Annotated in this window: 20 protein-coding genes; 13 read left to right on the forward strand and 7 right to left on the reverse strand. The window is 65.8% G+C overall.

Features of this window, described 5'->3' with window-relative positions; translation table 11 throughout:
• Nucleotides 1-204: 204 nt before the first annotated feature.
• Both F3J43_RS12670 and aptA read right to left on the reverse strand, forming a co-directional pair.
• Entirely contained in the window at nucleotides 205-1698 is a 1494-nt protein-coding gene (locus tag F3J43_RS12670; protein ID WP_166886488.1) for a CoA-acylating methylmalonate-semialdehyde dehydrogenase, read from the reverse strand.
• Between the two features lie 71 nt (nucleotides 1699-1769).
• Nucleotides 1770-3110 carry an omega-aminotransferase AptA gene (gene aptA, locus F3J43_RS12675; protein ID WP_205297845.1) on the reverse strand — a complete coding sequence of 447 codons (1341 nt, stop codon included), beginning with the start codon at nucleotides 3108-3110 and terminating at the stop codon, nucleotides 1770-1772.
• Between the two features lie 124 nt (nucleotides 3111-3234).
• Here aptA and F3J43_RS12680 point away from each other — a divergent pair, with 124 nt between their 5' ends.
• The 6 genes from F3J43_RS12680 to F3J43_RS12705 all read left to right on the forward strand — a co-directional run bounded on the left by F3J43_RS12680 (nucleotide 3235) and on the right by F3J43_RS12705 (nucleotide 9100).
• Nucleotides 3235-4152 (forward strand): LysR family transcriptional regulator, encoded by a 918-nt coding sequence (locus F3J43_RS12680; RefSeq protein WP_166886494.1) that lies wholly within the window; start codon nucleotides 3235-3237, stop codon nucleotides 4150-4152.
• Nucleotides 4153-4241: 89 nt separating this feature from the next.
• Nucleotides 4242-4904, forward strand: coding sequence for a TetR/AcrR family transcriptional regulator (locus F3J43_RS12685; RefSeq protein WP_166886497.1), 663 nt, complete (start codon nucleotides 4242-4244; stop codon nucleotides 4902-4904).
• Between the two features lie 9 nt (nucleotides 4905-4913).
• Nucleotides 4914-5498, forward strand: coding sequence for an IMPACT family protein (locus F3J43_RS12690; RefSeq protein WP_166886500.1), 585 nt, complete (start codon nucleotides 4914-4916; stop codon nucleotides 5496-5498).
• A 407-nt stretch (nucleotides 5499-5905) separates the two neighbouring features.
• Complete coding sequence (locus F3J43_RS12695; protein ID WP_166886503.1) at nucleotides 5906-6592, forward strand: SDR family oxidoreductase; 687 nt, start codon at nucleotides 5906-5908, stop codon at nucleotides 6590-6592.
• Between the two features lie 120 nt (nucleotides 6593-6712).
• Nucleotides 6713-8068, forward strand: a complete 1356-nt coding sequence (locus tag F3J43_RS12700) for an 8-oxoguanine deaminase (RefSeq protein ID WP_166886506.1) — start codon at nucleotides 6713-6715, stop codon at nucleotides 8066-8068.
• 81 nt (nucleotides 8069-8149) lie between these two features.
• The gene (locus tag F3J43_RS12705) at nucleotides 8150-9100 is read left to right on the forward strand and encodes an adenosine deaminase (RefSeq protein WP_166886509.1); all 951 of its coding nucleotides are present in this window, start codon (nucleotides 8150-8152) and stop codon (nucleotides 9098-9100) included.
• On the opposite strand, the gene F3J43_RS12710 is transcribed toward F3J43_RS12705, so the two are convergent.
• From F3J43_RS12710 to F3J43_RS12720, 3 genes are all read right to left on the reverse strand, one after another.
• Nucleotides 9097-9807 (reverse strand): ArsR/SmtB family transcription factor, encoded by a 711-nt coding sequence (locus F3J43_RS12710; RefSeq protein ID WP_166886512.1) that lies wholly within the window; start codon nucleotides 9805-9807, stop codon nucleotides 9097-9099. The genes F3J43_RS12705 and F3J43_RS12710 overlap by 4 nt on opposite strands.
• Before the next feature lie 602 nt (nucleotides 9808-10409).
• Nucleotides 10410-11591 (reverse strand): multidrug effflux MFS transporter, encoded by a 1182-nt coding sequence (locus F3J43_RS12715; RefSeq protein WP_166886515.1) that lies wholly within the window; start codon nucleotides 11589-11591, stop codon nucleotides 10410-10412.
• Between the two features lie 190 nt (nucleotides 11592-11781).
• Entirely contained in the window at nucleotides 11782-11979 is a 198-nt protein-coding gene (locus tag F3J43_RS12720) for a heavy-metal-associated domain-containing protein (RefSeq protein ID WP_166886518.1), read from the reverse strand.
• Between the two features lie 146 nt (nucleotides 11980-12125).
• Here F3J43_RS12720 and F3J43_RS12725 point away from each other — a divergent pair, with 146 nt between their 5' ends.
• Genes F3J43_RS12725 through cueR form a run of 3 tightly spaced genes read left to right on the forward strand, consistent with a single transcriptional unit; the run spans nucleotide 12126 to nucleotide 15361 of the window.
• Nucleotides 12126-12512, forward strand: a complete 387-nt coding sequence (locus F3J43_RS12725) for a hypothetical protein (RefSeq protein WP_166886521.1) — start codon at nucleotides 12126-12128, stop codon at nucleotides 12510-12512.
• A 54-nt stretch (nucleotides 12513-12566) separates the two neighbouring features.
• Nucleotides 12567-14966: a heavy metal translocating P-type ATPase gene (locus tag F3J43_RS12730; RefSeq protein ID WP_166886524.1), complete on the forward strand. Its 2400-nt coding sequence runs from the start codon at nucleotides 12567-12569 to the stop codon at nucleotides 14964-14966.
• The gene (gene cueR / locus F3J43_RS12735) at nucleotides 14963-15361 is read left to right on the forward strand and encodes a Cu(I)-responsive transcriptional regulator (RefSeq protein ID WP_166886528.1); all 399 of its coding nucleotides are present in this window, start codon (nucleotides 14963-14965) and stop codon (nucleotides 15359-15361) included. Before F3J43_RS12730 ends, cueR begins: the two co-directional genes overlap by 4 nt.
• Before the next feature lie 45 nt (nucleotides 15362-15406).
• Here the strand turns inward: cueR and F3J43_RS12740 are convergent, their stop codons facing one another.
• The gene (locus F3J43_RS12740) at nucleotides 15407-16195 is read right to left on the reverse strand and encodes an AraC family transcriptional regulator (RefSeq protein WP_166886531.1); all 789 of its coding nucleotides are present in this window, start codon (nucleotides 16193-16195) and stop codon (nucleotides 15407-15409) included.
• Nucleotides 16196-16307: 112 nt separating this feature from the next.
• Nucleotides 16308-17585 (reverse strand): acetyl-CoA C-acetyltransferase, encoded by a 1278-nt coding sequence (locus F3J43_RS12745; RefSeq protein WP_166886534.1) that lies wholly within the window; start codon nucleotides 17583-17585, stop codon nucleotides 16308-16310.
• Nucleotides 17586-17702: 117 nt separating this feature from the next.
• Between F3J43_RS12745 and F3J43_RS12750 the strand changes: the two genes are divergently transcribed.
• The 4 genes from F3J43_RS12750 to F3J43_RS12765 all read left to right on the forward strand — a co-directional run bounded on the left by F3J43_RS12750 (nucleotide 17703) and on the right by F3J43_RS12765 (nucleotide 21050).
• Nucleotides 17703-19055, forward strand: coding sequence for a 3-oxoacyl-ACP reductase (locus F3J43_RS12750; RefSeq protein ID WP_166886538.1), 1353 nt, complete (start codon nucleotides 17703-17705; stop codon nucleotides 19053-19055).
• Nucleotides 19056-19057: 2 nt separating this feature from the next.
• A complete protein-coding gene (locus tag F3J43_RS12755; protein ID WP_166886540.1) occupies nucleotides 19058-19909 on the forward strand; it encodes a MaoC family dehydratase in 852 nt (283 codons plus the stop codon).
• 89 nt (nucleotides 19910-19998) lie between these two features.
• Complete coding sequence (locus F3J43_RS12760) at nucleotides 19999-20304, forward strand: MazG-like family protein (protein WP_166886543.1); 306 nt, start codon at nucleotides 19999-20001, stop codon at nucleotides 20302-20304.
• Complete coding sequence (locus tag F3J43_RS12765; RefSeq protein WP_166886546.1) at nucleotides 20301-21050, forward strand: methyltransferase domain-containing protein; 750 nt, start codon at nucleotides 20301-20303, stop codon at nucleotides 21048-21050. The genes F3J43_RS12760 and F3J43_RS12765 overlap by 4 nt, the downstream gene beginning before the upstream one ends.
• Nucleotides 21051-21060: the final 10 nt, after the last annotated feature.

Consider the following 21060-nt stretch of genomic DNA (forward strand, 5'->3'; position numbering starts at 1 on the left):
TCGTTGATTCTCAAGGAGTTTCGCGTTCCGTTGTCGCTGGAAGTGGGGCGCATTATAAGGGGATCTGAAACCGCGTCAACCCTTAATTTCAATATTTTCAAATATTTAGGGAAAAGGGCCTGCAAAGGCCTCCCGGTGATCGACAAGCCCCCCAAAGCAAAACGGGGCAGCCTGCCGGCCGCCCCGTTTCCACGCCTCTATTCCTTACAGGCTTGGGAACGCAAACTGCGATGCCTCATGGCTGGCGCGCTGTGGCCAACGCTGGGTAATCGCCTTGCGACGGGTATAGAAGCGCACCCCATCCGGGCCATAGGCATGCAGGTCACCAAACAGCGACCGCTTCCATCCACCAAAGCTGTGATAAGCCACCGGTACCGGCAGCGGTACGTTGACACCCACCATGCCCACTTCGATCTCGTCGCAGAACAGGCGAGCCGCCTCACCGTCGCGAGTGAAGATGCAAGTACCATTGCCGTACTCATGCTCGTTGATCAGTTGCATGGCCTGCTCAAGGCTGCTCACCCGCACCACGCACAGTACCGGCCCGAAGATCTCTTCCTTATAGATGCGCATCTGTGGAGTCACCTTGTCGAACAAGGTGCCGCCCACAAAATAGCCATCTTCGTTACCGGACACACGCAAGCCACGGCCATCGACGACCAGCTTGGCGCCAGCTGCAACGCCGTCGTCAATGTAGCCGACCACCTTGTCGCGCGCGGCAGCAGTCACCAGCGGTCCCATGTCCAGGCCGCAGGACGTCCCGGCACCAATCTTCAGCGCCTTGATCTGAGGCTCCAGCTTGGCGATCAGCGCATCGGCCACCTGGTCGCCCACGCACACCGCCACCGAAATCGCCATGCAACGCTCGCCACAGGAACCGTAAGCCGCGCCCATCAGAGCGCTCACCGCGTTGTCCAGGTCGGCATCGGGCATCAGCACCGCGTGGTTCTTCGCGCCGCCCAAGGCCTGCACGCGTTTGCCACGCTTGGTGCCCTCGGCATATATGTACTCGGCGATCGGGGTCGAGCCAACGAAACTCAGGGCCTTGACCTCAGGCGCCTCGATCAGCGCGTCGACCGCTTCCTTGTCGCCATGCACGACATTGAGGATGCCCTTCGGCAGGCCAGCCTCCAGCAGCAACTGGGCAATGAACAGGGTCGAACTCGGATCGCGTTCGGACGGCTTGAGAATGAAGGCGTTGCCGCAGGCGATGGCCAGTGGGTACATCCACAGCGGCACCATGGCCGGGAAGTTGAACGGAGTGATGCCGGCGACGATGCCCAACGGCTGGAAGTCGGACCATGCATCGATGTTCGGGCCGACATTGCGGCTGTACTCGCCCTTGAGCAGTTCCGGCGCGGCGCAAGCGAACTCGACGTTCTCGATACCGCGCTTGAGCTCACCGGCGGCATCTTCGAGAGTCTTGCCGTGCTCTTCGCTGATCAGTTGCGAGATCTTCGCCTCGTTCTGCTCCAGCAGTTGCTTGAAGCGGAACATCACCTGGGCACGCTTGGCCGGCGGCGTGTTGCGCCAGGCCGGGAACGCGGCCTTGGCCGAGTCGATGGCCTGCTGGATGGTCGCGCGGCTGGCCAGCTCGACCTTGCGCACGGCCTGGCCGGTGGACGGGTTGAAGACATCGGCGGTGCGCTCGCCCTTGGCGACCAGTTCACCGTTGATCAGGTGCTGAACAATGCTCATGCAAAACTCCAGATAAAGAAGGTAGAAGCAGGCGCGTGCATTTCACGCGCCCGACGTCACAATCGGAAAAGTCAGTCGACCTTGTTCAGCGCTTCGCCCACGGCATCGAACAGACGGTCCAGTTCCTGCGCCTGGGTATTGAACGTTGGGCCGAACTGCAGGGTGTCGCCGCCAAAGCGTACATAGAAGCCGGCTTGCCACAGTTTCATCGCCGCCTCGTACGGACGCACGATCGCGTCACCGTCACGCGCGGCGATCTGGATGGCGCCGGCCAGGCCGTAGTTGCGGATATCGACGATGTTCTTGGCGCCCTTCAGGCCATGCAACAGCTTCTCGAAGTGCGGCGCCAGGTCGGCGGCCGACTGCACCAGGTTTTCCTTCTGCAGCAGATCCAGCGCGGCGATACCTGCGGCACAGGCGACCGGGTGCGCCGAGTAGGTGTAGCCGTGGGGGAATTCCACCGCGTACTCAGGCGTCGGCTGGTTCATGAAAGTCTGGTAGATCTCGCCGGTGGCGATCACCGCGCCCATCGGAATGGCACCGTTGGTGACCTGCTTGGCGATGCACATCAGGTCCGGGGTGACGCCGAAGGCTTCGGCGCCGGTCATGGCCCCCATGCGGCCGAAACCGGTGATGACTTCGTCGAAGATCAACAGAATGTTGTGCTGCGTGCAGATCTCGCGCAGGCGCTTGAGGTAGCCCTTCGGCGGCGGCAGCACACCGGCGGAGCCAGCCAGTGGCTCGACGATCACTGCTGCGATGTTCGAGGCGTCATGCAACTCGATCAGCTTGAGCATCTCGTCGGCCAGGGCGATCCCGCCCTCTTCGGGCATGCCCTTGCTGAACACGTTGGCCGGCAGCAGGGTGTGTGGCAGGTGGTCGACATCTAGCAACTGGCCGAACAGCTTGCGGTTGCCATTGACCCCGCCCAGGCTGGTGCCGGCGATGTTCACGCCGTGGTAGCCACGGGCGCGGCCGATGATCTTGGTCTTGGTGGCCTGGCCCTTGAGACGCCAGTAGGCACGCACCATCTTCAGCGCAGTGTCGGCGCATTCGGAACCGGAGTTGGTGAAGAACACATGGTTCAGGTCGCCCGGCACCAGGTTGGCGATCTTCTCGGCCAACTGGAACGCCAGTGGGTGGCCGAACTGGAAGGCTGGGGAGTAGTCCAGGGTAGCGACCTGGCGAGCAACCGCTTCGCTGATTTCCTTGCGGGTGTGGCCGGCGCCGCAGGTCCACAGGCCCGACAGCGCGTCGAACACCTTGCGCCCCTTGTCGTCGACCAGGTAGTTGCCTTCGGCCGCCACGATCAGGCGTGGATCGCGCTGGAAGTTGCGGTTGGCGGTGTAGGGCATCCAGTGGGCATCCAGCTTGAGCTGGCTGGCCAGACTGGCATGGGCGGTTTCGGGCATGTTCATCGGCGGTTCCTCGGAAGACGATTAGGCAACGATGGATGTTGTTGCAGCTAAATTGGCACGCCGATAAAGTGCGGAAAAGCCAACATTTCTAATCTTCATTCCGCAGTGTGCTAAACATATGAGTCGACGCCCAGATCCCCTCGCCCAAGTCAGTGATTTCGATATCCGCCTGTTGAAGATCTACCGCAGCGTGGTGGAATGCGGCGGCTTCTCCGCTGCGGAAAACGTTCTGGGCATCGGTCGTTCGGCGATCAGCCAGCAGATGAACGACCTCGAGCAGCGCCTGGGCCTGCGCCTCTGCCAGCGGGGACGGGCGGGATTCTCGCTGACCGAGGAAGGCCGCGAGGTCTACCACTCGGCACTGCAACTGCTCAGCGCCCTGGAGACCTTTCGCACCGAGGTCAACGGACTGCACCAGCACCTGCGCGGCGAACTGAACATCGGCCTGACCGACAACCTCGTCACCCTGCCCCACATGCGCATCACCCATGCCTTGGCCGAACTCAAGGACCGCGGCCCCGACGTGCGCATCCAGATCCGCATGATCGCCCCCAGCCAGGTCGAGCAGGGGGTGCTCGATGGCAGCCTGCATGTCGGCGTGGTGCCGCAGACCAGCCCGCTGTCCGGGCTCGAGTACCAATCGCTGTACAGCGAGCGCTCGCTGCTCTACTGCGCGGTTGGTCATCCGCTGTTCTATGCCGACGACCAGCAGATCGATGACGACCGCCTCAACAGCCAGGACGCCATCGCCCCGACCTTCCGCCTGCCGGCCGACATCCAGGCGCACTATCAAGCACTGCATTGCACCGCCAGCGCCTCGGACCGCGAAGGCATGGCCTTCCTGATCCTGACGGGCCGCTACATCGGCTACCTGCCGGACCACTACGCCAGCTTCTGGGTCCAGCAAGGGCGCCTGCGCGCGCTCAAGCCCACGCAGCGCTTCTATGACCTGAGCCTGAGCTGGGTGACCCGCAAGGGGCGCCGGCCAAACCTGGTGCTGGAAAGCTTCCTCGAGAGCCTGGCTGCGACACGCTGATACCTGTCGCTGACGCTAATGCTTGTCACTTCGGCACAGGCAGGTAATCTGTCCGACATCCGTTGCCAACGACCTGTACGGAATCGTCCATGACCCTAGAAGTCCCTGCGCATCGCGTCCCGGCCTCGGGCAAACCCGCCGGCCGCATCCGCCAGAAGAACGAACAGGCCATCATCCAGGCCGCCGAAGACGAATTCGCCCGCCACGGCTACAAGGGCACGAGCATGAATACCATCGCGCTCAAGGCCGGGCTGCCCAAGGCCAACCTGCATTACTACTTCACCAACAAGCTGGGCCTGTACATCGCCGTACTGAGCAACATCATCGAGCTGTGGGACAGCACCTTCAACGCCCTGAGCGTCGATGACGATCCCGCCGAGGCGCTGAGCCAGTACATTCGCAACAAGATGGAATTCTCCCGGCGCAACCCGCAGGCCTCGCGGATCTTCGCCATGGAAGTGATCAGCGGTGGCGAGTGCCTGAACCAGTACTTCAGCGCCGACTACCGCGACTGGTTCCGTGGCCGGGCCGCGGTGTTCCAGGCCTGGATCGACGCTGGCAAGATGGACCCGGTCGACCCGGTCCACCTGATCTTCCTGCTCTGGGGCAGCACCCAGCACTATGCCGACTTCGCCACCCAGATCTGCCAGGTCACCGGTCGCAGCCGCCTGACCAAGCAAGACATGGAAGACGCCAGCAGCAACCTTATCCACATCATTCTCAAAGGCTGTGGCATCGCCATGCCTAGCTGAACCGGACCTATGCCTTCTACCCTGCTCGAGCTCTGCGAATTCCGCGAGGAAATCCGCAAGAGCCGCTTCATCACCCTCGCCGGCCCGATCAGCAGTGCCGCCGAGGCCATGGCCTTCATCGAACGCCACAGCGACCTGGCCGCCACCCACAACTGCTGGGCCTGGAAGCTGGGCGCCCAGTACCGCAGCAGTGACGACGGCGAACCCGGCGGCACGGCCGGACGCCCGATCCTTGCCGCCATCGAGGCCCAGGACTGCGACCAGGTGGTGGTCCTGGTGATCCGCTGGTACGGCGGTATCCAACTGGGCACCGGCGGCCTGGCCAGGGCTTATGGCGGCGGTGCCAACAAATGCCTGCAGCAGGCACCCAAGCGATTGCTGATCCAGCGCAGCGAGTTCAGTTGCAGTTGTACGTTCAGCGAACTGGCGCTGCTCAAGTTGCGTCTGGCGGAAGTCGACGGCCTGGTGCTGGACGAGCAGTTCACCGCCAACGGCGTCGACCTGCTGATCGCCTTTGGCGCTACCCACCTGGAGCGGCTGCAACAGCAACTGGCCGACCTGAGCCGCGGGCGGATCCTGCTGGAACCACGCTGAGCGTTGCCCACAACTACTGTGGGCCTGCCTGTGGATAAGCTTTGGGCATCTGCTTCCGGCCCTTGCCAGGCAAGGCTTGCAGACCATTGATCATATTTTGATCACAATGCTGTTACAGCGATTCAACTGAAAGGGTATCAAGGGGTTATCCCCAACTCCGAACGAAAAACCGCTCTGAAAGGCATCCCTTCGAAGCCGTCGGGCTTGCGCACAGATACTGTGGAGCACCCTGTGGATAACCCGTGCGCCAATGCGCCAGGCCCTGCCGTTACGGGCTTGCGGCAAGCCTGGTCGTTTATTGACCAGCCATGCGACCGACCACACCTGTGGACTAATCCGCAAAAGCCCCGGCTCCAGCTTGGAGTATGCTCCCAGGTTGCATCTGTTCACTTCAAGGAGCCCCTGCAATGACTGCACACAAGACCGCCCTGATCATCGGTGCCTCCCGAGGCCTTGGCCTGGGCCTGGTCCAGCGCCTGCAAGAGGATGGCTGGAACATCGTCGCCACCGTACGCGACCCGGCCAAGGCCGGCGCCCTCGACAAGGTGCCCGGCGTGCGTATCGAACAACTGGAAATGAACGATACCGTGCAACTCGACCAGCTCAAGCAGCGCCTGCACGGCGAGGTGTTCGACCTGGTGTTCGTCAACGCCGGGGTCATGGGCCCCTTGCCGCAAGACCTGGAGAGCGTCCAGGTACAGCAGGTCGGCGACCTGTTCATGACCAACGCCGTGGCGCCAATCCGCGTAGCCCGCCGTCTGGCCGGCCAGGTTCGCCAAGGCAGCGGCGTGCTGGCCTTCATGAGCTCGATCCTCGGCAGCGTGAGCATCCCCGAGGGTGGCGAGATCTGCCTGTACAAGGCCAGCAAGGCCGCCCTCAACTCGATGATCAACAGCTTCGTGGTCGAACTACAACGGCCCGACCTGTGCGTACTGGCCATGCACCCGGGCTGGGTCAAGACCGACATGGGCGGCGAGAATGCCGAGATCGACGTGCTCACCAGCACCCGCGGCATGCTCGCGCAGATCAAGGCCCAGAGCGGCAACGGCGGCCTGCGCTTCATCAACTACAAGGGCGAAGCGCTGACCTGGTGAATTGAAAGCCCCGCAGCGAGGCAGTAGACTCGATGCCTCGCCCTGCGGCGGACCTGGATCAGCAGACAGGACAACACTGAGCTGGCTAACCCTGAACCCACTTTCAGAGGAGCCGGCACCATGCCTGCGACCCGTATCTGGTTGAAATCCCCCCTCGCCATCTTCACTGCCAACACCGAGGACGCCCGTGGCGGCCTGGTCATCGAAGGCGGCCGTATCACCGAATTGCTGGCCTGCGGTCAATCACCCAGTGTCCCTTGCGACCAAGTCTTCGATGCCCGCGAGCACGTGGTGCTGCCCGGCCTGATCAACACCCACCACCACTTCTACCAGACCCTCACCCGCGCCTGGGCGCCGGTGGTCAATCAGCCACTGTTCCCCTGGCTCAAGACCCTCTACCCGGTCTGGGCACGCCTCACGCCGGCCAAGCTGGAGCTGGCCAGCCGGGTGGCACTCGCCGAATTGCTGCTGTCCGGCTGCACCACCGCCGCCGATCACCACTACCTGTTCCCCGAAGGCCTGGACAACGCCATCGACGTACAAGTCGAGGCCGTGCGCAAGCTGGGCATGCGCGCCATGCTCACCCGCGGCTCGATGAGCCTTGGCGAACAGGACGGCGGCCTGCCCCCGCAACAGACCGTGCAGCAAGGCGAGGTGATCCTGGCCGACAGCCAGCGACTTATCCACAGCTACCACGAACGTGGCGAAGGCGCGCACATCCAGATCGCCCTGGCCCCCTGCTCGCCATTCTCGGTCACCCCCGAAATCATGCGCGCCAGCGCCACGCTCGCCGAGGAACTCGACGTACGCCTGCACACCCACCTGGCGGAAACACTCGATGAAGAGGACTTCTGCCTGCAGCGCTTCGGGCTGCGCACCGTCGACTACCTCGACAGTGTCGGCTGGCTCGGCCCCCGCACCTGGCTGGCCCATGGCATCCACTTCAACCCCGATGAAATCGCCCGCCTCGGCGCCGCCGGCACCGGTATCTGCCATTGCCCGAGCTCGAACATGCGCCTGGCCTCGGGCATCTGTCCGACCGTTGACCTGGAAGCCGCAGGCGCGCCGGTAGGGCTAGGGGTCGACGGCTCGGCCTCCAACGATGCATCCAACATGATCCTCGAAGCGCGCCAGGCCCTGTACTTGCAGCGCTTGCGCTACGGCGCCGAGCAGATCACCCCGGAACGCGCCCTGGGCTGGGCCACCCGTGGCTCGGCGAAATTGCTGGGTCGCAGCGACATCGGTGAGCTGACGGTGGGCAAGCAGGCCGACCTGGCGCTGTTCAAGCTCGACGAACTGCGCTTCTCCGGCAGCCACGACCCGCTCTCGGCGCTGTTGCTGTGCGGCGCCGACCGTGCCGACCGGGTCATGGTCGGTGGCCAGTGGCGGGTCATCGACGGTCAGATCGAAGGGCTGGATGTACAAGGCCTGATCGCCGATCACCGCCAGGCGGCAGCCCGTCTGATCGCCGGTTGATGAACAAGGGCCTGGTCGGGCGCATTGCCCGGCCAGGCCCTGTAGAATGCCGGCCAACCGTACCTGATCGAGATTGCACACATGTATGAATGGCTGAACGCCTTGCCCAAGGCGGAACTGCATATGCACCTGGAGGGCTCCCTGGAACCCGAGTTGCTGTTCGCCCTGGCCGAACGCAACAAAGTCGCCCTGCCCTGGGCCGATGTGGAGACCCTGCGCAACGCCTATGCCTTCAACAACCTGCAGGAATTCCTCGACCTCTACTACCAGGGCGCCGATGTCCTGCGCACCGAGCAGGACTTCTACGACCTGACCTGGGCCTACCTGCAGCGCTGCAAGGCGCAGAACGTCATCCACACCGAGCCGTTCTTCGACCCGCAGACCCATACCGACCGCGGCATCGCCTTCGAAGTGGTGCTCAACGGCATCAACCAGGCACTCAAGGATGGTCGCGAACAACTGGGCATCGGCAGCGGCCTGATCCTCAGTTTCCTGCGCCACCTGAGCGAGGACGAGGCGCAGAAGACCCTCGACCAGGCCCTGCCCTTCCGTGACGCCTTCGTCGCCGTGGGGCTGGACAGCTCCGAGAAAGGGCACCCGCCAAGCAAGTTCCAGCGTGTATTCGACCGTGCCCGCAGCGAAGGCTTCCTGACCGTGGCCCATGCTGGCGAGGAAGGCCCGCCCGAGTACATCTGGGAAGCGCTCGACCTGCTGAAGATCCAGCGGATCGACCACGGTGTGCGGGCGATCGAAGACGAGCGCCTGATGCAGCGCATCATCGACGAGCAGATCCCGCTCACTGTCTGTCCGCTGTCCAATACCAAACTGTGCGTGTTCGATCACATGAGCCAGCACAACATCCTCGACATGCTCGAGCGTGGCGTGAAGGTCACGGTGAACTCGGATGACCCGGCGTACTTCGGCGGCTATGTCACCGAGAACTTCCACGCCCTGCACCAGCACCTGGGCATGACCCAGGACCAGGCTCGCCGCCTGGCGCAGAACAGCCTGGATGCCCGTCTGGTCCGTTAACCGAACTGAAGGCCGGGCTGCCGGGCAATGGCGTTGATCTGGCGAATGCCCAGCGGCGTGATCTGCACGGCCCGGCTGCCCTCCTGCTCGCGGATCCAGCCCGACTGCAGGAACAACCGGTACAGCGCCTGGCCCAGGCTCCCGCCCAGGTGCGGGGCCTGGTCGCTCCACTCGCTGCAATGGCAGACGACACACCCACGCCTGTCACCGGGCGCCAGGGCCTCGATGAACACCCCCAGCGACGCCAGGCGTTCACGCCCCTCCGGACTCACGTACAGGTGCTGCTGGCTCCCCTCCAGCCAACCAGCCGCCTGCAAGCGCTGGAGCAGGTCGGCGGCCAGCTCTCCGCCCAGATGATCACTGCACAGGCGTGCTCTGCGCATCGTCAGCGGGACGTTCAATGCCATGCCAGCCTGGCTCGGTGCACGCTCTTCCACCTGCACGCTGGCCAGCGCCTCCACGGCGGCCCCCACTGCCGGAGATGCCAGGCGGAAGTAGCGCTTGCGCCCACGGGTCTCGAGCTTGAGCAGCCCTGCCGCCGAGAGCAGCGACAGATGCGCGCAGGCCGATGACGTGCTCAAGCCCGTCATCGGCGCCAGCTCATCCGCCGCCCGTGGTGTGCCATCGATCAGCGCCCATAACATGGCGCTACGCTTGGGATCGGCAATCAGGCCAGCGACCTGACTGATGCTGTGGACTGCGTTCATTGCTCCGAAGCTCCCTGAGAAAACCCATCTGACAGTGAGGGTGTCGATACCATCCCGCACGCAGGGGCATATCGGCACCTTGGCAGGGCTGTATCTCCCTGATACTGGCTGCCGTGGCGCAGTATAAGCCGGTGGCAACCGCTCACCGCATCCCCAGGGGCAGGGTGAGCAGAGCAGCCCAGGTAGCCTGGCAGGTGGGGTTTTCCCGCCCAGGTGGCGAAAATCTGCCGCACAGCGCACGCTCCGGCGTGCGCCACGCCCAACCTCGTCACAGCGGGCGCAGCTACAGCGGCAAAGGCCGACACCCAGGCGCCGCAATATGCGCAGAGAAAGGAGAATTTGTCCTGACTACACGTCGAACTTGACCGTCAGTCAGTGCACCGGGGTTGGCCGTGCCGATGTCGGAAGAGAGCGCTAGACTTCATCGGCTCCCGCCCCTTGAAGGTAAGCCGCCATGAAGATTGTCGTCAGTGCGTCGAACCGCAACCCCGATTGCCCGTGGCAGGTCCAGCTCGACCAGCACGTGGTGAGTTTTCGCAGCGAAGCCGAAGCACGGGCCTTCACCGCGCTGCTCGAGGCCCGTCTCAACGCCCCTCACCCGCTCAGGCGTGACGGTTGGTCTGCAAGCGTCGGGTCAACATTGCGACACTGACCACCAGCGCGCCACACAGGCTGATCACCAGCGCCATGGGCACCGCGCTGCCATCGTGCAGCCACCCGACCAGCGCCGCCGCACCGGCCGCGACGCTGAACTGCAAGCAGCCCATCAAGGCCGAGGCGCTACCTGCGCGGGCGCCCTGCCCGCTCATGGCACAGGCCGCAGCGTTAGGAGCGATGCAGCCCAGGCTGGCGATGCACACGAACAATGGAATCAGCAGGGGCCAGAGTACTGCCGGGCGCAATGCCGCCAGTGCCAGCAGCACCAAGGCCGCTGCCAGATACAACCAGACCGCGCGCGCCAGCAAGAAGGCCGGGCCACGCTTGGCCAGCAGGCGTGCGTTGACCTGGGCCATGAGGATGAAACCTGCCGCATTGGTACCGAACAACCAGCCATAGTGCTCGGCCGGCACCCCGTACAACTTGATGAACACGAACGGCGAGCCGGCGATATAGGCAAACATCCCGGCGATGGCGATACCTCCGGTCAGGGCATGGCCAATGAACACCCGGTCACCGAGCAGACGCAGGTACTGACGCAACGCGCCGGACAAGGGCTGGCGCGGCACGTGCGCCGGCATGCTCTCCGGCAGCCCGAGGCCGACGGCCAGCAGGCAAGCCGCACTGAACAGGCTCAAGGCAAGGAAGATCGACTGCCAACCCGAGACCTTCACCAGCACGCCGCCGAGCATCGGTGCGAGTATCGGCGCCAGCCCCATCACCAGCATCAGTTGCGAGAACACCTTGGCCGAAGCCACTGCGTCGCACTTGTCGCTGACGATCGCCCGCGACAGCACCATCCCCGCGCAGCCCCCCAGGGCCTGGACGAAGCGCGCCAGGATCAGGCTGTCCAGGTTGGGCGCATAGGCGCACACGAGCGAGGCCAGGGTGAACAGGCCCACGCCGAACAGCAGCGGCACACGTCGGCCAAAGCGGTCGGCGACCGGACCGTAGACCAGTTGGCCGAGGGACAGGCCGAGAAAGTATGCGGCCAGGGTGGTCTGCACATGCTGCTCGTCGGTCGCAAAAGCATGCGCCATGGCCGGGAAGGCAGGCAGATAGAAGTCGATCGCCAGAGGCCCGAACGCACTGAGGGCGCCGAGGATCAGCAAGGTTCGCAGGTTCATGGGAAATCCATAGCAGGCTAAGCAAGCTGGCTAGTCTACCTGCACGGGACACTCTGCGATGAAAAGCTTTGCAATAATTTGCCTGGCCACGCCCTGCGTGGGGTGGTGCTGTCGAGCGCCTGGTCGACGGCCTGCCCATGCCTCGCGCGGCACACCGGACAGGCCCGCACCAACCGGGGAAGAGCGCCGGTCAGGCCACTTCGGCCGAGTACCCTTCCTCGCGGATCGCCGCCAGGATCTGCTCGGCAGTCAACGCACTGTCCACCCGGACCTGCCGACCGGCCAGGTCCACTTCCACCCGTGCCGCCGCGTCCTGCTCCTGCACCGCCCGGGTCACACCTTTCACACAATGGCCGCAGGTCATGCCTTGTACATTGAACACTTGCATCGAGGTTGCCTCCATCAGGGTTTTGCGCAGTCTCATCCTTGCCATGGGGGCAAGGTCAAGTTCTGCCATGAACGGCCGGGCTGGAAATCCGCGCGCGGCTCGGCCAAGCTGCGCCTTTGACGATTTTTGCACGCAGGAGATTCTTCATGATCAGGGCAGCATTGGGCCTCGTCGGACTGCTGGGCGCGTTGGCCGTGGTGCCACCGGCCAGCGCCGAGGGCAACTCGGACTACAGCGTGCTGATGATTTCCCGGGAACGCCTGGAAGTGGCCACCAGTTGCGAGATCGGCATCTACCTCAACGACCAACTGGCCGCGCGCCTGTTCCAGGAACAGTCCACCTCGTTCAACCTGCCGCCAGGACCGGTCGATGTGCGCATGCGCCTGCTGCCTGGACAGATGCCCGGCTGCGCCGCCGGAGTCGAGGACCAGCGCAGCACGCGCTTGAACCTGAAGGCCGGGCAGATCAGCAAATACCGGATCGCCACCGGCACTCGCGGCCTGGAGTTGAGGCAGGCCAGCCTGGACTATTGACCTTGACCGCATGGCAAGGTTGATGCTGGAGGCCAGTCCACGGAGGAGAGAGCCATGCCCGCATCCACCACCTTCGACCTGCCGATCAGCGGCATGACCTGCGCCAGTTGCGCAGGCAGGGTCGAACGCGCCCTGCGCAAGGTCACCGGCACCGAACAGGTCAGCGTCAACCTCGCCACCGAGCAGGCCCGGGTCCAGGCCCCGGCCGACAGCCTGCCGGCGCTGGTTGGCGCCGTGCGCGAGGCCGGTTACCAGGTGCCCACCCGTACCCTCGAGTTGCAGATCGGCGGCATGACCTGCGCCAGTTGCGCCGGACGCGTCGAACGCGCCCTAGGCAAACTGCCGGGGGTCGAGCAGGTCAGCGTCAACCTGGCCAGCGAACGCGCCCACCTCGAAGTGCTCCAAGCCGTCGATGACGCCACGCTGATCGCCGCCGTCGAAAAAGCCGGCTACAGCGCCACCCTGCCGCGCGCCACCCAAGATCAGCAGTCCCAGGCCCAGCGTCGCCTGCGCAATGAGCGGCTGGCGGTCGGCGCCGCCTTGCTGCTGGCCCTGCCACTGGTGCTGCCGATGCTGGTGCAACCGTTCGGCCTGCACTGGATGTTGCCGGCCTGGGCGCAGTTCCTGCTGGCCACCCCGGTGCAGTTCATCCTCGGTGCACGCTTCTATGTCGCCGCCTGGAAAGCCGTGCGCGCCGGCGCCGGCAACATGGACCTGCTGGTGGCCCTGGGCACCAGCGCCGGCTATGGCCTGAGCCTGTACCAATGGTCGAATGCACACGCCGGTATGGAACCCCACCTGTATTTCGAAGCTTCGGCGGTGGTGATCGCCCTGGTACTGCTCGGCAAATACCTGGAAAGCCGGGCCAAACGCCAGACCGCCAGCGCCATCCGCGCACTCGAGGCGCTGCGCCCGGAGCGCGCCGTACGCGTGGTCGATGGCCGCGAGGAGGACGTGGCGATCAGCCAGCTGCGTCTGGGCGACCAGGTACTGGTCAAGCCTGGCGAGCGCTTCCCGGTAGATGGCGAAGTGCTCGAAGGCAGCAGCCATGCCGACGAGGCGCTGATCAGTGGCGAAAGCCTGCCAGTGCCCAAGCAGCCCGGCGACACGGTCACCGGGGGAGCGATCAACGGCGAGGGCCGGCTGCTGGTGCAGACCCAGGCGCTGGGCACCGAGACCGTGCTGGCGCGGATCATCCGCCTGGTCGAGGACGCCCAGGCGGCCAAGGCGCCGATCCAGAAACTGGTCGACCGGGTCAGCCAGGTGTTCGTGCCTGCCGTGCTGCTGCTCGCCCTGCTCACCCTGATCGGCTGGTGGCTGGCCGGCGCGCCACTGGAGACGGCACTGATCAACGCCGTGGCGGTGCTGGTGATCGCCTGCCCCTGTGCCCTCGGCCTGGCCACACCGGCAGCGATCATGGCCGGCACCGGGGTGGCCGCCCGCCACGGCATCCTGATCAAGGACGCCGAAGCCCTGGAGCGAGCCCATGCGGTGAACCGCGTGGTATTCGACAAGACCGGCACCCTCACCTCTGGCAGCCCACGCATCGTCCACCAACGCGCCACCGATGGCGACGACGCGCAACTGCTGCGCCTGGCCGGAGCCCTGCAGCGCGGCAGCGAACACCCTCTGGCCAAGGCCGTGTTCGATGCCTGCGCCGAGCAAGGCCTGGACATCCCGCAGGTGCTCGACAGCCAGTCCCTGACCGGCCGAGGCATCGCTGGACAGGTGGCGGGGCAGCCACTGGCCCTGGGCAACCGTCGGTTGCTCGAAGAAAGTGGCCTGGCGCCTGGTGACCTGGCCACCAGCGCCCAAGCCTGGGAAGCCGAAGGTCGTACGCTGTCCTGGCTGATCGAACGCGGCGGGCAACCAAGGGTGCTGGGCCTGCTGGCCTTCGGCGACAGCCTCAAGGCCGGTGCCGGCCAGGCCATCGAGGCGCTGCATCTCAAGGGCATCAGCTGCCACCTGCTGACCGGCGACAACCGCGGCAGTGCCAAGGTGGTCGCCGAGGTGCTGGGCATCGAGGACGTGCACGCCGAAGTGCTGCCGGCGGACAAGGCCGCCACCGTCGCCGCGCTCAAGCAGGATGGCGTGGTGGCGATGGTCGGCGACGGCATCAACGACGCCCCGGCCCTGGCCGCGGCCGATATCGGCATCGCCATGGGCGGCGGCACCGACGTGGCCATGCAGGCCGCCGGCATCACCCTGATGCGCGGCGACCCGCGGCTGGTTCCGGCAGCGCTGGAGATCAGCCGCAAGACCTACGCGAAGATTCGCCAGAACCTGTTCTGGGCCTTCATCTACAACCTGGTCGGCATCCCCCTGGCGGCCTTCGGCTACCTCAATCCGGTCCTGGCCGGTGCCGCCATGGCGCTGTCCAGTGTGAGCGTGGTGAGCAATGCCTTGTGGCTGAAGACCTGGTCCCCCACCGACAGTGACAAGGAGACCCCATGAACATCGGCCAGGCCGCCCGCCGCAGCGGGCTCAGCGCCAAGATGATCCGCTACTACGAATCCATCGGCCTGTTGCGTCCGGCACAACGCAGCGACAGTGGCTACCGGCTGTACCAGCAGGAGGACCTGCACAGCCTGGCCTTCATCAAGCGCTCGCGGGACCTGGGGTTTTCCCTGGAGGAAGTGGCGAAACTGCTGACCCTCTGGCAGGACCGCCAGCGCGCCAGCGCCGACGTGAAGACCCTGGCCATCCAGCATATCGACGCGTTGAACCAGCGTATCGAGGAGCTGGTGAGCCTGCGCGACACCCTCAGTGAGCTGGTCGCCCACTGCCAGGGCGATGACCGACCGGACTGCCCGATCCTCAAGGACCTGGCCAACGGTTGCTGCCACTGACCCGCGCGATCAGGGCCGCGCCTGCATACAGCTCGCCGGCCCGCCTCAAAGCCTGATCTCCCCCGGCGTCGCCCCGAACAGCTGCTTGAACGCAGCGATGTAGGCCGACGTCGAGTCGTAGCCGCAGCCGAGCGCTGCCTGGGTGACGCTCTCCCCGGCCTCGAGCAACGCCAGCGACGACAGCAGGCGCATGCGCTGGCGCCAGTTGCGGAAACTCAAGCCGGTTTCCCGCTGGAACAGACGCATCAGGGTCTTTTCCGACACGCCCAGGCGCACTGCCCATTGCTGCAGCGTCTGCGCCTGATCCGGCTCGGCGATCAAACCATTGCACAGGGCCAGCAGCCCCGGATGACGCGGCAATGGCAACGAAAAACCGACTTCGGGCAGGGTGCGCAACTGGTCCAGCAACACCGCCACCAGGCGCGACTCGACGCTGTCATGCTCCGGGTAGTCCACCGAGAAGGTGCAGAACTGCTTGATCAGTTCGCGCGCCAATGGCGTTACCTCGAGCACCCGGCATTGCCCCGGGGCCCAGGGACAGGCATCGCGCCGTACATAAAGGCTGCGCATCTCGGCCTGCATCGAAGTGACCACTTCATGCTCGGCGCCAGCGGGAATCCACACCCCCCACTGTGGTGGCGCGAAGTAGCTGCCATCGTTGGTATAGACACCGAGCACGCCGCTGATGGCATAGGAGAACTGCACCCAGTCATGCTGGTGACGGGTGGTCCAGGAGCCGGCGCCCAGGCTTTCGGCGCGGGCATAGAGCGGCCGCGGCAACTGCTCCAGGGCAGGGATGGCGCGAGGTGCGGGAAGGTGTCCGGTGGTCGGCATGACGAGACCCGAGAGTGCTGGTCAGGCAAGACTAACAGCCCGGGCCCGCTTCCACAGGGGTACTGTGACGCCTGTGGCAACGGACTTGTCCGGCCTGCGGCTGTGCCCGCCCTCAGCGCTCGACGATTGCCGTCACCCCCTGCCCTCCGGCCGCGCAGATGGAGATCAGCCCCCGGCCCTTGCCATGGGTCTTCAGCAGCTTGGCCATGTGCGCCAGGATCCGCCCGCCGGTCGCGGCGAACGGGTGCCCGGCGGCCAGTGAACTGCCCATGACGTTCAAGCGGCTGCGGTCGATCGCCCCCAGCGGCGCCTCGAGGCCGAGCCGCGTGCGACAGTAGTCGGCATCCTCCCAGGCCTTCAACGTACACAGCACCTGAGCGGCGAACGCTTCGTGGATCTCGTAGTAGTCGAAGTCCTGCAACGCCAGGCCATGGCGCGCCAGCAAGCGGGGGACCGCATACACCGGTGCCATCAGCAGGCCTTCCTGGCCGTGGACGAAATCCACCGCGCCCGCCTCGCCGTCGACCAGCCAGGCCATGACCTCAAGGCCGTGCGCCTGTGCCCAGCCCTCGCTGCCCAGCAGCACCAGCGAAGCGCCATCGGTCAGCGGGGTCGAGTTGCCTGCGGTCAAGGTGCCCTGGCCGCTGCGATCGAATACCGGCTGCAACTTGGCCAGTTGCTCGAGGGTGAGGTCCGCACGCAGGTTGTTGTCGCGGCTCAACCCCTGGTATGGCGTGAGCAGGTCGTCATGCCAGCCCTCGTTGAAAGAGGCCGCCAGGCGCTGGTGGCTGAGCAGGGTCAGCTCGTCCTGTTCGACCCGGCCGATCTGCCAGGCCTGGGCCATGCGCTCGCAGTGCTCGCCCATGGACAGCCCGGTACGCGGCTCGCCGTTGCGCGGCAGTTGCGGCATCAAGTGCCGGGGGCGCAGACCGAGGAACGGCTTGAGGCGCTCGGCGAGGGTACGGCCCTGGTTGGCCCGCAGGAGAATCTGGCGCAGCCCCTCGTTGACCGCGATCGGCGCATCGGAGGTGGTGTCCACGCCGCCGGCGATGCCGCTGTCGATCTGTCCGAGGGCGATCTTGTTGGCCACCAGCAACGCAGCCTCCAGGCCCGTGGCGCAGGCCTGCTGGATATCGTAGGCCGGTGTCTGCGCAGCCAGGCGCGAACCCAGCACGCATTCACGGGTCAGGTTCATGTCGTGGAAGTGCTTGAGCACCGCGCCGGCTGCCACTTCGCCCAGGCACAGGCCATGCAGGCGAAAACGCTCGATCAGCCCTTCCAGCGCGGCGGTGAGCATTGCCTGGTTGCTGGCCCTGGCGTAGGCACCGTTGGAGCGGGCGAATGGAATCCGGTTGCCACCCAGGATCGCTACCCGGCGAATTGAACGCATGCCTGTCCCTCCTGAAACGTATTGAGCGCTAAGCCTAGGCGTTTTTAGCGGATTCGGACCCCTAGGCGGCAAACTTGGTCCACACTTGCATGCTGGCCTTCACGGAGACTCGCCCCCATGACCGATCGCTACCTCGGCTTTGCCAACTCCAACTTCGGCCGCCGCCTGCTCGATGCCCTGGGCCTGCCGCGCCCGGTGCCGCTGGAGCGCTGGGAGGCCGGCCGACTGCGCCCGGTGGAGGGCGCGCTGGTACTTGGCGGCGGTCCGCTGGCCCGACAGGTCGAGGCCCTGGCCCCGAGGCTGACCGCCGACTGCTACGGCTTCAACGACGACAGCCTGGCTTCGCCGGCGTGGGTCGCCGGGCTCGGGGCGAAGATCAAGGCCGTGGTGTTCGACGCCAGCCATCTGGCCGACAGCGACCAGCTCCGCCAGTTGCGCGAGTTCTTCCAGCCCCTGCTGCGCAGCCTGGCCTCTTGCGCCCATGTGGTGATCCTCGGCCGCGCCCCGGAGACCCTCGACGATCCGCTGGCCAGCGTGGCCCAGCGTGCCCTGGAAGGCTTCAGCCGCTCGCTGGCCAAGGAACTGCGCAACGGCGCAACGGCCAACCTGCTGTATGTCGCCAGCGACGCCGAGAACCAGCTCGAAGGTGCGCTGCGCTTCTTCCTCTCGCCCCGCAGCGCGTTCGTCAGCGGACAGGTGCTGCGCCTGAGCGCCTGTGCCGCGCAGGTTGCCGACTGGAGCCGTCCGCTGGCCGGGCGCCGGGCACTGGTGACCGGCGCGGCGCGCGGCATCGGTGCAGCCATCGCCGAAACCCTGGCCCGCGATGGCGCCGAGGTAACGTTGCTCGACGTTCCCCCGGCGCAACAGGATCTCGACGCCCTGGCCGAACGCCTGGGCGGACGGGCCCTGGCCCTGGACATCTGCGCCGCCGACGCCGCCACGCAACTGGTCGCGGCCCTGCCGGACGGCCTCGACATCGTCGTGCACAACGCCGGCATCACCCGCGACAAGACCCTCGCCAACATGACCCCGGACTACTGGGATGCCGTGCTGGCGGTCAACCTCAAGGCACCGCAGGTCCTGACCCAGGCGCTGTTCGACGCCGGCAAGCTGCACGCCGATGCACGCATCACCCTGCTCGCCTCGGTCAGCGGCATCGCCGGCAACCGCGGCCAGTCCAACTATGCGGCGAGCAAGGCTGGCCTGATCGGTTTCGCCCAGGCCTGGGCCTCCAGGCTGGCCGAACACGGCGCCAGCATCAACGCCGTGGCCCCGGGCTTCATCGAAACCCATATGACCGCCGCCATGCCGATGGGCCTGCGTGAAGCGGGCCGACGCCTGAGCTCGCTGGGCCAGGGCGGCCAGCCGCAAGATGTCGCCGAGGCCATCGCCTGGCTCAGCCAGCCGGGCTCGGGGGCTGTCAATGGCCAGGCCCTGAGGGTCTGCGGCCAGGCACTGATGGGGGCCTGAGCATGAAGCGTCCATGGCTCGAACTGCATCGTCCCGACGCCCGTGCCAGCCTTTACCTGCGCGCCCTGTGCAAGCGCCGGATCACTGGCCACGCGCTGCCGGCACAGGGGCTGCGCTGTCAGTTGCGGGTCGACCCGGCCAACCTCGCGGCCTACCGCAAGCTCTGCCACTTCGTCGACGATGGCCGCCTGCCCGCCACCTACCCCCATGTCATGGCGTTCAACCTGCAGCTGCAACTGCTGAGCGCCCGCGACTTTCCTTTCCCGCTGCCAGGCCTGGTGCACCTGCACAACCGCATCCAGGTGCTGCGCCCGCTCGGCGGCGTCGATGGGCTGCGCTTCTCGGTGTTCGCCGACAACCTTCAGGCGCACGACAAGGGCGCCACCTTCGACCTGGTAACCGAAGCCGAAGACGCCATGGGCGCGCTGTGGCGCGAAACCAGCCGCATGTTGGTGCGCGGCCTGAAGCTTGACGGCGTGGCCGAGGCGCCGGCCCAGCAGATACCGGCGCCACTGCCCGAGGCCGCACGCTGGTATGCCGACCGCGACATCGGCCGGCGCTATGCCCGGGTCTGCGGCGACTGCAACCCGATCCACCTGAGCGCTATCAGCGCGCGCCTGTTCGGCTTCCCCCGGGCCATCGCCCACGGCATGTGGACCAAGGCCATGGCACTGGCCGCACTCAAGGGGCACCTGCCTGTGGCGGGCTATGCCTTCGAGGTGGACTTCCACAAGCCGGTGCGCCTGCCCTCGGAGGTGATCCTCGGCGCCAGCGCTGCCGGGCCGATGGGCGAGTTGCGCCTGGACGGGCATGGCGACGTCCTGCATATGCTGGGGCGCTGGCGCACGCTGTAGCGCCTGCCTGCTCCCGGCGGGCGGCACGGATGAAGTCACTTGCTTTGCACGGGACCTCGCCCGAAGCTATGCCTCACGAGGAGATCCCGATGAACCTGCAAGAACTGACCGAACGCCTGCACCGCATCCGCGACAACAACGACTGGCGTGGTTTCCACAGCCCGAAGAACCTGGCCATGGCCGCCAGCGTCGAAATGGCCGAGCTGGTGGAAATCTTCCAGTGGCTGAGCGAGGACCAGTCCCGCCAACTGCCCCCCGAACAGCTCGCCCACGCCGGCCAGGAGGTCGGCGACATCGTCCTGTACCTGTTGCTGCTGTGCAGTGAGCTGGGCCTGGACATGGACCAGGTGGTGCGAGCCAAGCTGACCGACAGCGAAAGGCGCTTCGCCAAATGAACGACCGTCACTTCGATGAGCTGGCCACCCGTTTTGCCGAGAAGATCTACGGCGGCGCCAAGGGCGCAATCCGCCTCGCGGTGTTGCAGGCCGACCTGGCCGAAGCCCTGCCCGACCGCCCGCTGCGGGTGCTCGATATTGGCGCGGGCCTGGGCCACATGGCCCTGTGGCTGGCCCAGCGCGGCCATCACCTGACCCTGGCCGAACCTGCCGAACCCATGCTCGAAGGCGCCCGCGCGCGTTTTGCCGAAGCCGGCCAGGCAGCCACCTTCATCCAGGCGCCCTGGCAGGAACTGCTCGGCCAGCTCACCGAACCCTACGACCTGGTGCTGTGCCACGCCGTGCTGGAATGGCTGGCCGAACCCGAGAGCATCCTGCCGGTGCTGCACCAACTGACCGCACCCGGCGGCTGGTTGTCACTGGCGTTCTACAACCGCGATGCGCTGGTCTACCGCAACCTGCTCAAGGGGCATTTCCGCAAGTTGCGCAGCAACCGCATGGCCGGCGAGAAACAGAGCCTGACGCCACAGAAACCGCTTGATCCACGGGATCTCAAGGCGCACCTTGAACCTCTGTGGCAGGTCGAAAGCGAAAGCGGTGTCCGGGTGTTCCACGACTACATGCCCAAGGAGTTCCAGGACAAGGCCGAGCTGCTCGACCTGCTGGAGATGGAGCTGGCGCACCGTCGGCACCCGAGCTTCGCCGGCCTGGGCCGCTACCTGCACTGGATGTGCCGGCCCCACTGATCCACCGCAG

This window comes from Pantoea sp. Cy-639 (assembly GCF_011752525.1).
Taxonomy (GTDB): domain Bacteria; phylum Pseudomonadota; class Gammaproteobacteria; order Pseudomonadales; family Pseudomonadaceae; genus Aquipseudomonas.

What these genes read in the sequence shown, in the direction of transcription:
- F3J43_RS12670 (WP_166886488.1), bottom strand. Translation starts at nt 1,698, where the DNA reads ATGAGCATTGTTCAGCACCTGATCAACGGTGAACTGGTCGCCAAGGGC.
- aptA (WP_205297845.1), bottom strand. Translation starts at nt 3,110, where the DNA reads ATGCCCGAAACCGCCCATGCCAGTCTGGCCAGCCAGCTCAAGCTGGAT.
- F3J43_RS12680 (WP_166886494.1), top strand. Translation starts at nt 3,235, where the DNA reads ATGAGTCGACGCCCAGATCCCCTCGCCCAAGTCAGTGATTTCGATATC.
- F3J43_RS12685 (WP_166886497.1), top strand. Translation starts at nt 4,242, where the DNA reads ATGACCCTAGAAGTCCCTGCGCATCGCGTCCCGGCCTCGGGCAAACCC.
- F3J43_RS12690 (WP_166886500.1), top strand. Translation starts at nt 4,914, where the DNA reads ATGCCTTCTACCCTGCTCGAGCTCTGCGAATTCCGCGAGGAAATCCGC.
- F3J43_RS12695 (WP_166886503.1), top strand. Translation starts at nt 5,906, where the DNA reads ATGACTGCACACAAGACCGCCCTGATCATCGGTGCCTCCCGAGGCCTT.
- F3J43_RS12700 (WP_166886506.1), top strand. Translation starts at nt 6,713, where the DNA reads ATGCCTGCGACCCGTATCTGGTTGAAATCCCCCCTCGCCATCTTCACT.
- F3J43_RS12705 (WP_166886509.1), top strand. Translation starts at nt 8,150, where the DNA reads ATGTATGAATGGCTGAACGCCTTGCCCAAGGCGGAACTGCATATGCAC.
- F3J43_RS12710 (WP_166886512.1), bottom strand. Translation starts at nt 9,807, where the DNA reads ATGAACGCAGTCCACAGCATCAGTCAGGTCGCTGGCCTGATTGCCGAT.
- F3J43_RS12715 (WP_166886515.1), bottom strand. Translation starts at nt 11,591, where the DNA reads ATGAACCTGCGAACCTTGCTGATCCTCGGCGCCCTCAGTGCGTTCGGG.
- F3J43_RS12720 (WP_166886518.1), bottom strand. Translation starts at nt 11,979, where the DNA reads ATGCAAGTGTTCAATGTACAAGGCATGACCTGCGGCCATTGTGTGAAA.
- F3J43_RS12725 (WP_166886521.1), top strand. Translation starts at nt 12,126, where the DNA reads ATGATCAGGGCAGCATTGGGCCTCGTCGGACTGCTGGGCGCGTTGGCC.
- F3J43_RS12730 (WP_166886524.1), top strand. Translation starts at nt 12,567, where the DNA reads ATGCCCGCATCCACCACCTTCGACCTGCCGATCAGCGGCATGACCTGC.
- cueR (WP_166886528.1), top strand. Translation starts at nt 14,963, where the DNA reads ATGAACATCGGCCAGGCCGCCCGCCGCAGCGGGCTCAGCGCCAAGATG.
- F3J43_RS12740 (WP_166886531.1), bottom strand. Translation starts at nt 16,195, where the DNA reads ATGCCGACCACCGGACACCTTCCCGCACCTCGCGCCATCCCTGCCCTG.
- F3J43_RS12745 (WP_166886534.1), bottom strand. Translation starts at nt 17,585, where the DNA reads ATGCGTTCAATTCGCCGGGTAGCGATCCTGGGTGGCAACCGGATTCCA.
- F3J43_RS12750 (WP_166886538.1), top strand. Translation starts at nt 17,703, where the DNA reads ATGACCGATCGCTACCTCGGCTTTGCCAACTCCAACTTCGGCCGCCGC.
- F3J43_RS12755 (WP_166886540.1), top strand. Translation starts at nt 19,058, where the DNA reads ATGAAGCGTCCATGGCTCGAACTGCATCGTCCCGACGCCCGTGCCAGC.
- F3J43_RS12760 (WP_166886543.1), top strand. Translation starts at nt 19,999, where the DNA reads ATGAACCTGCAAGAACTGACCGAACGCCTGCACCGCATCCGCGACAAC.
- F3J43_RS12765 (WP_166886546.1), top strand. Translation starts at nt 20,301, where the DNA reads ATGAACGACCGTCACTTCGATGAGCTGGCCACCCGTTTTGCCGAGAAG.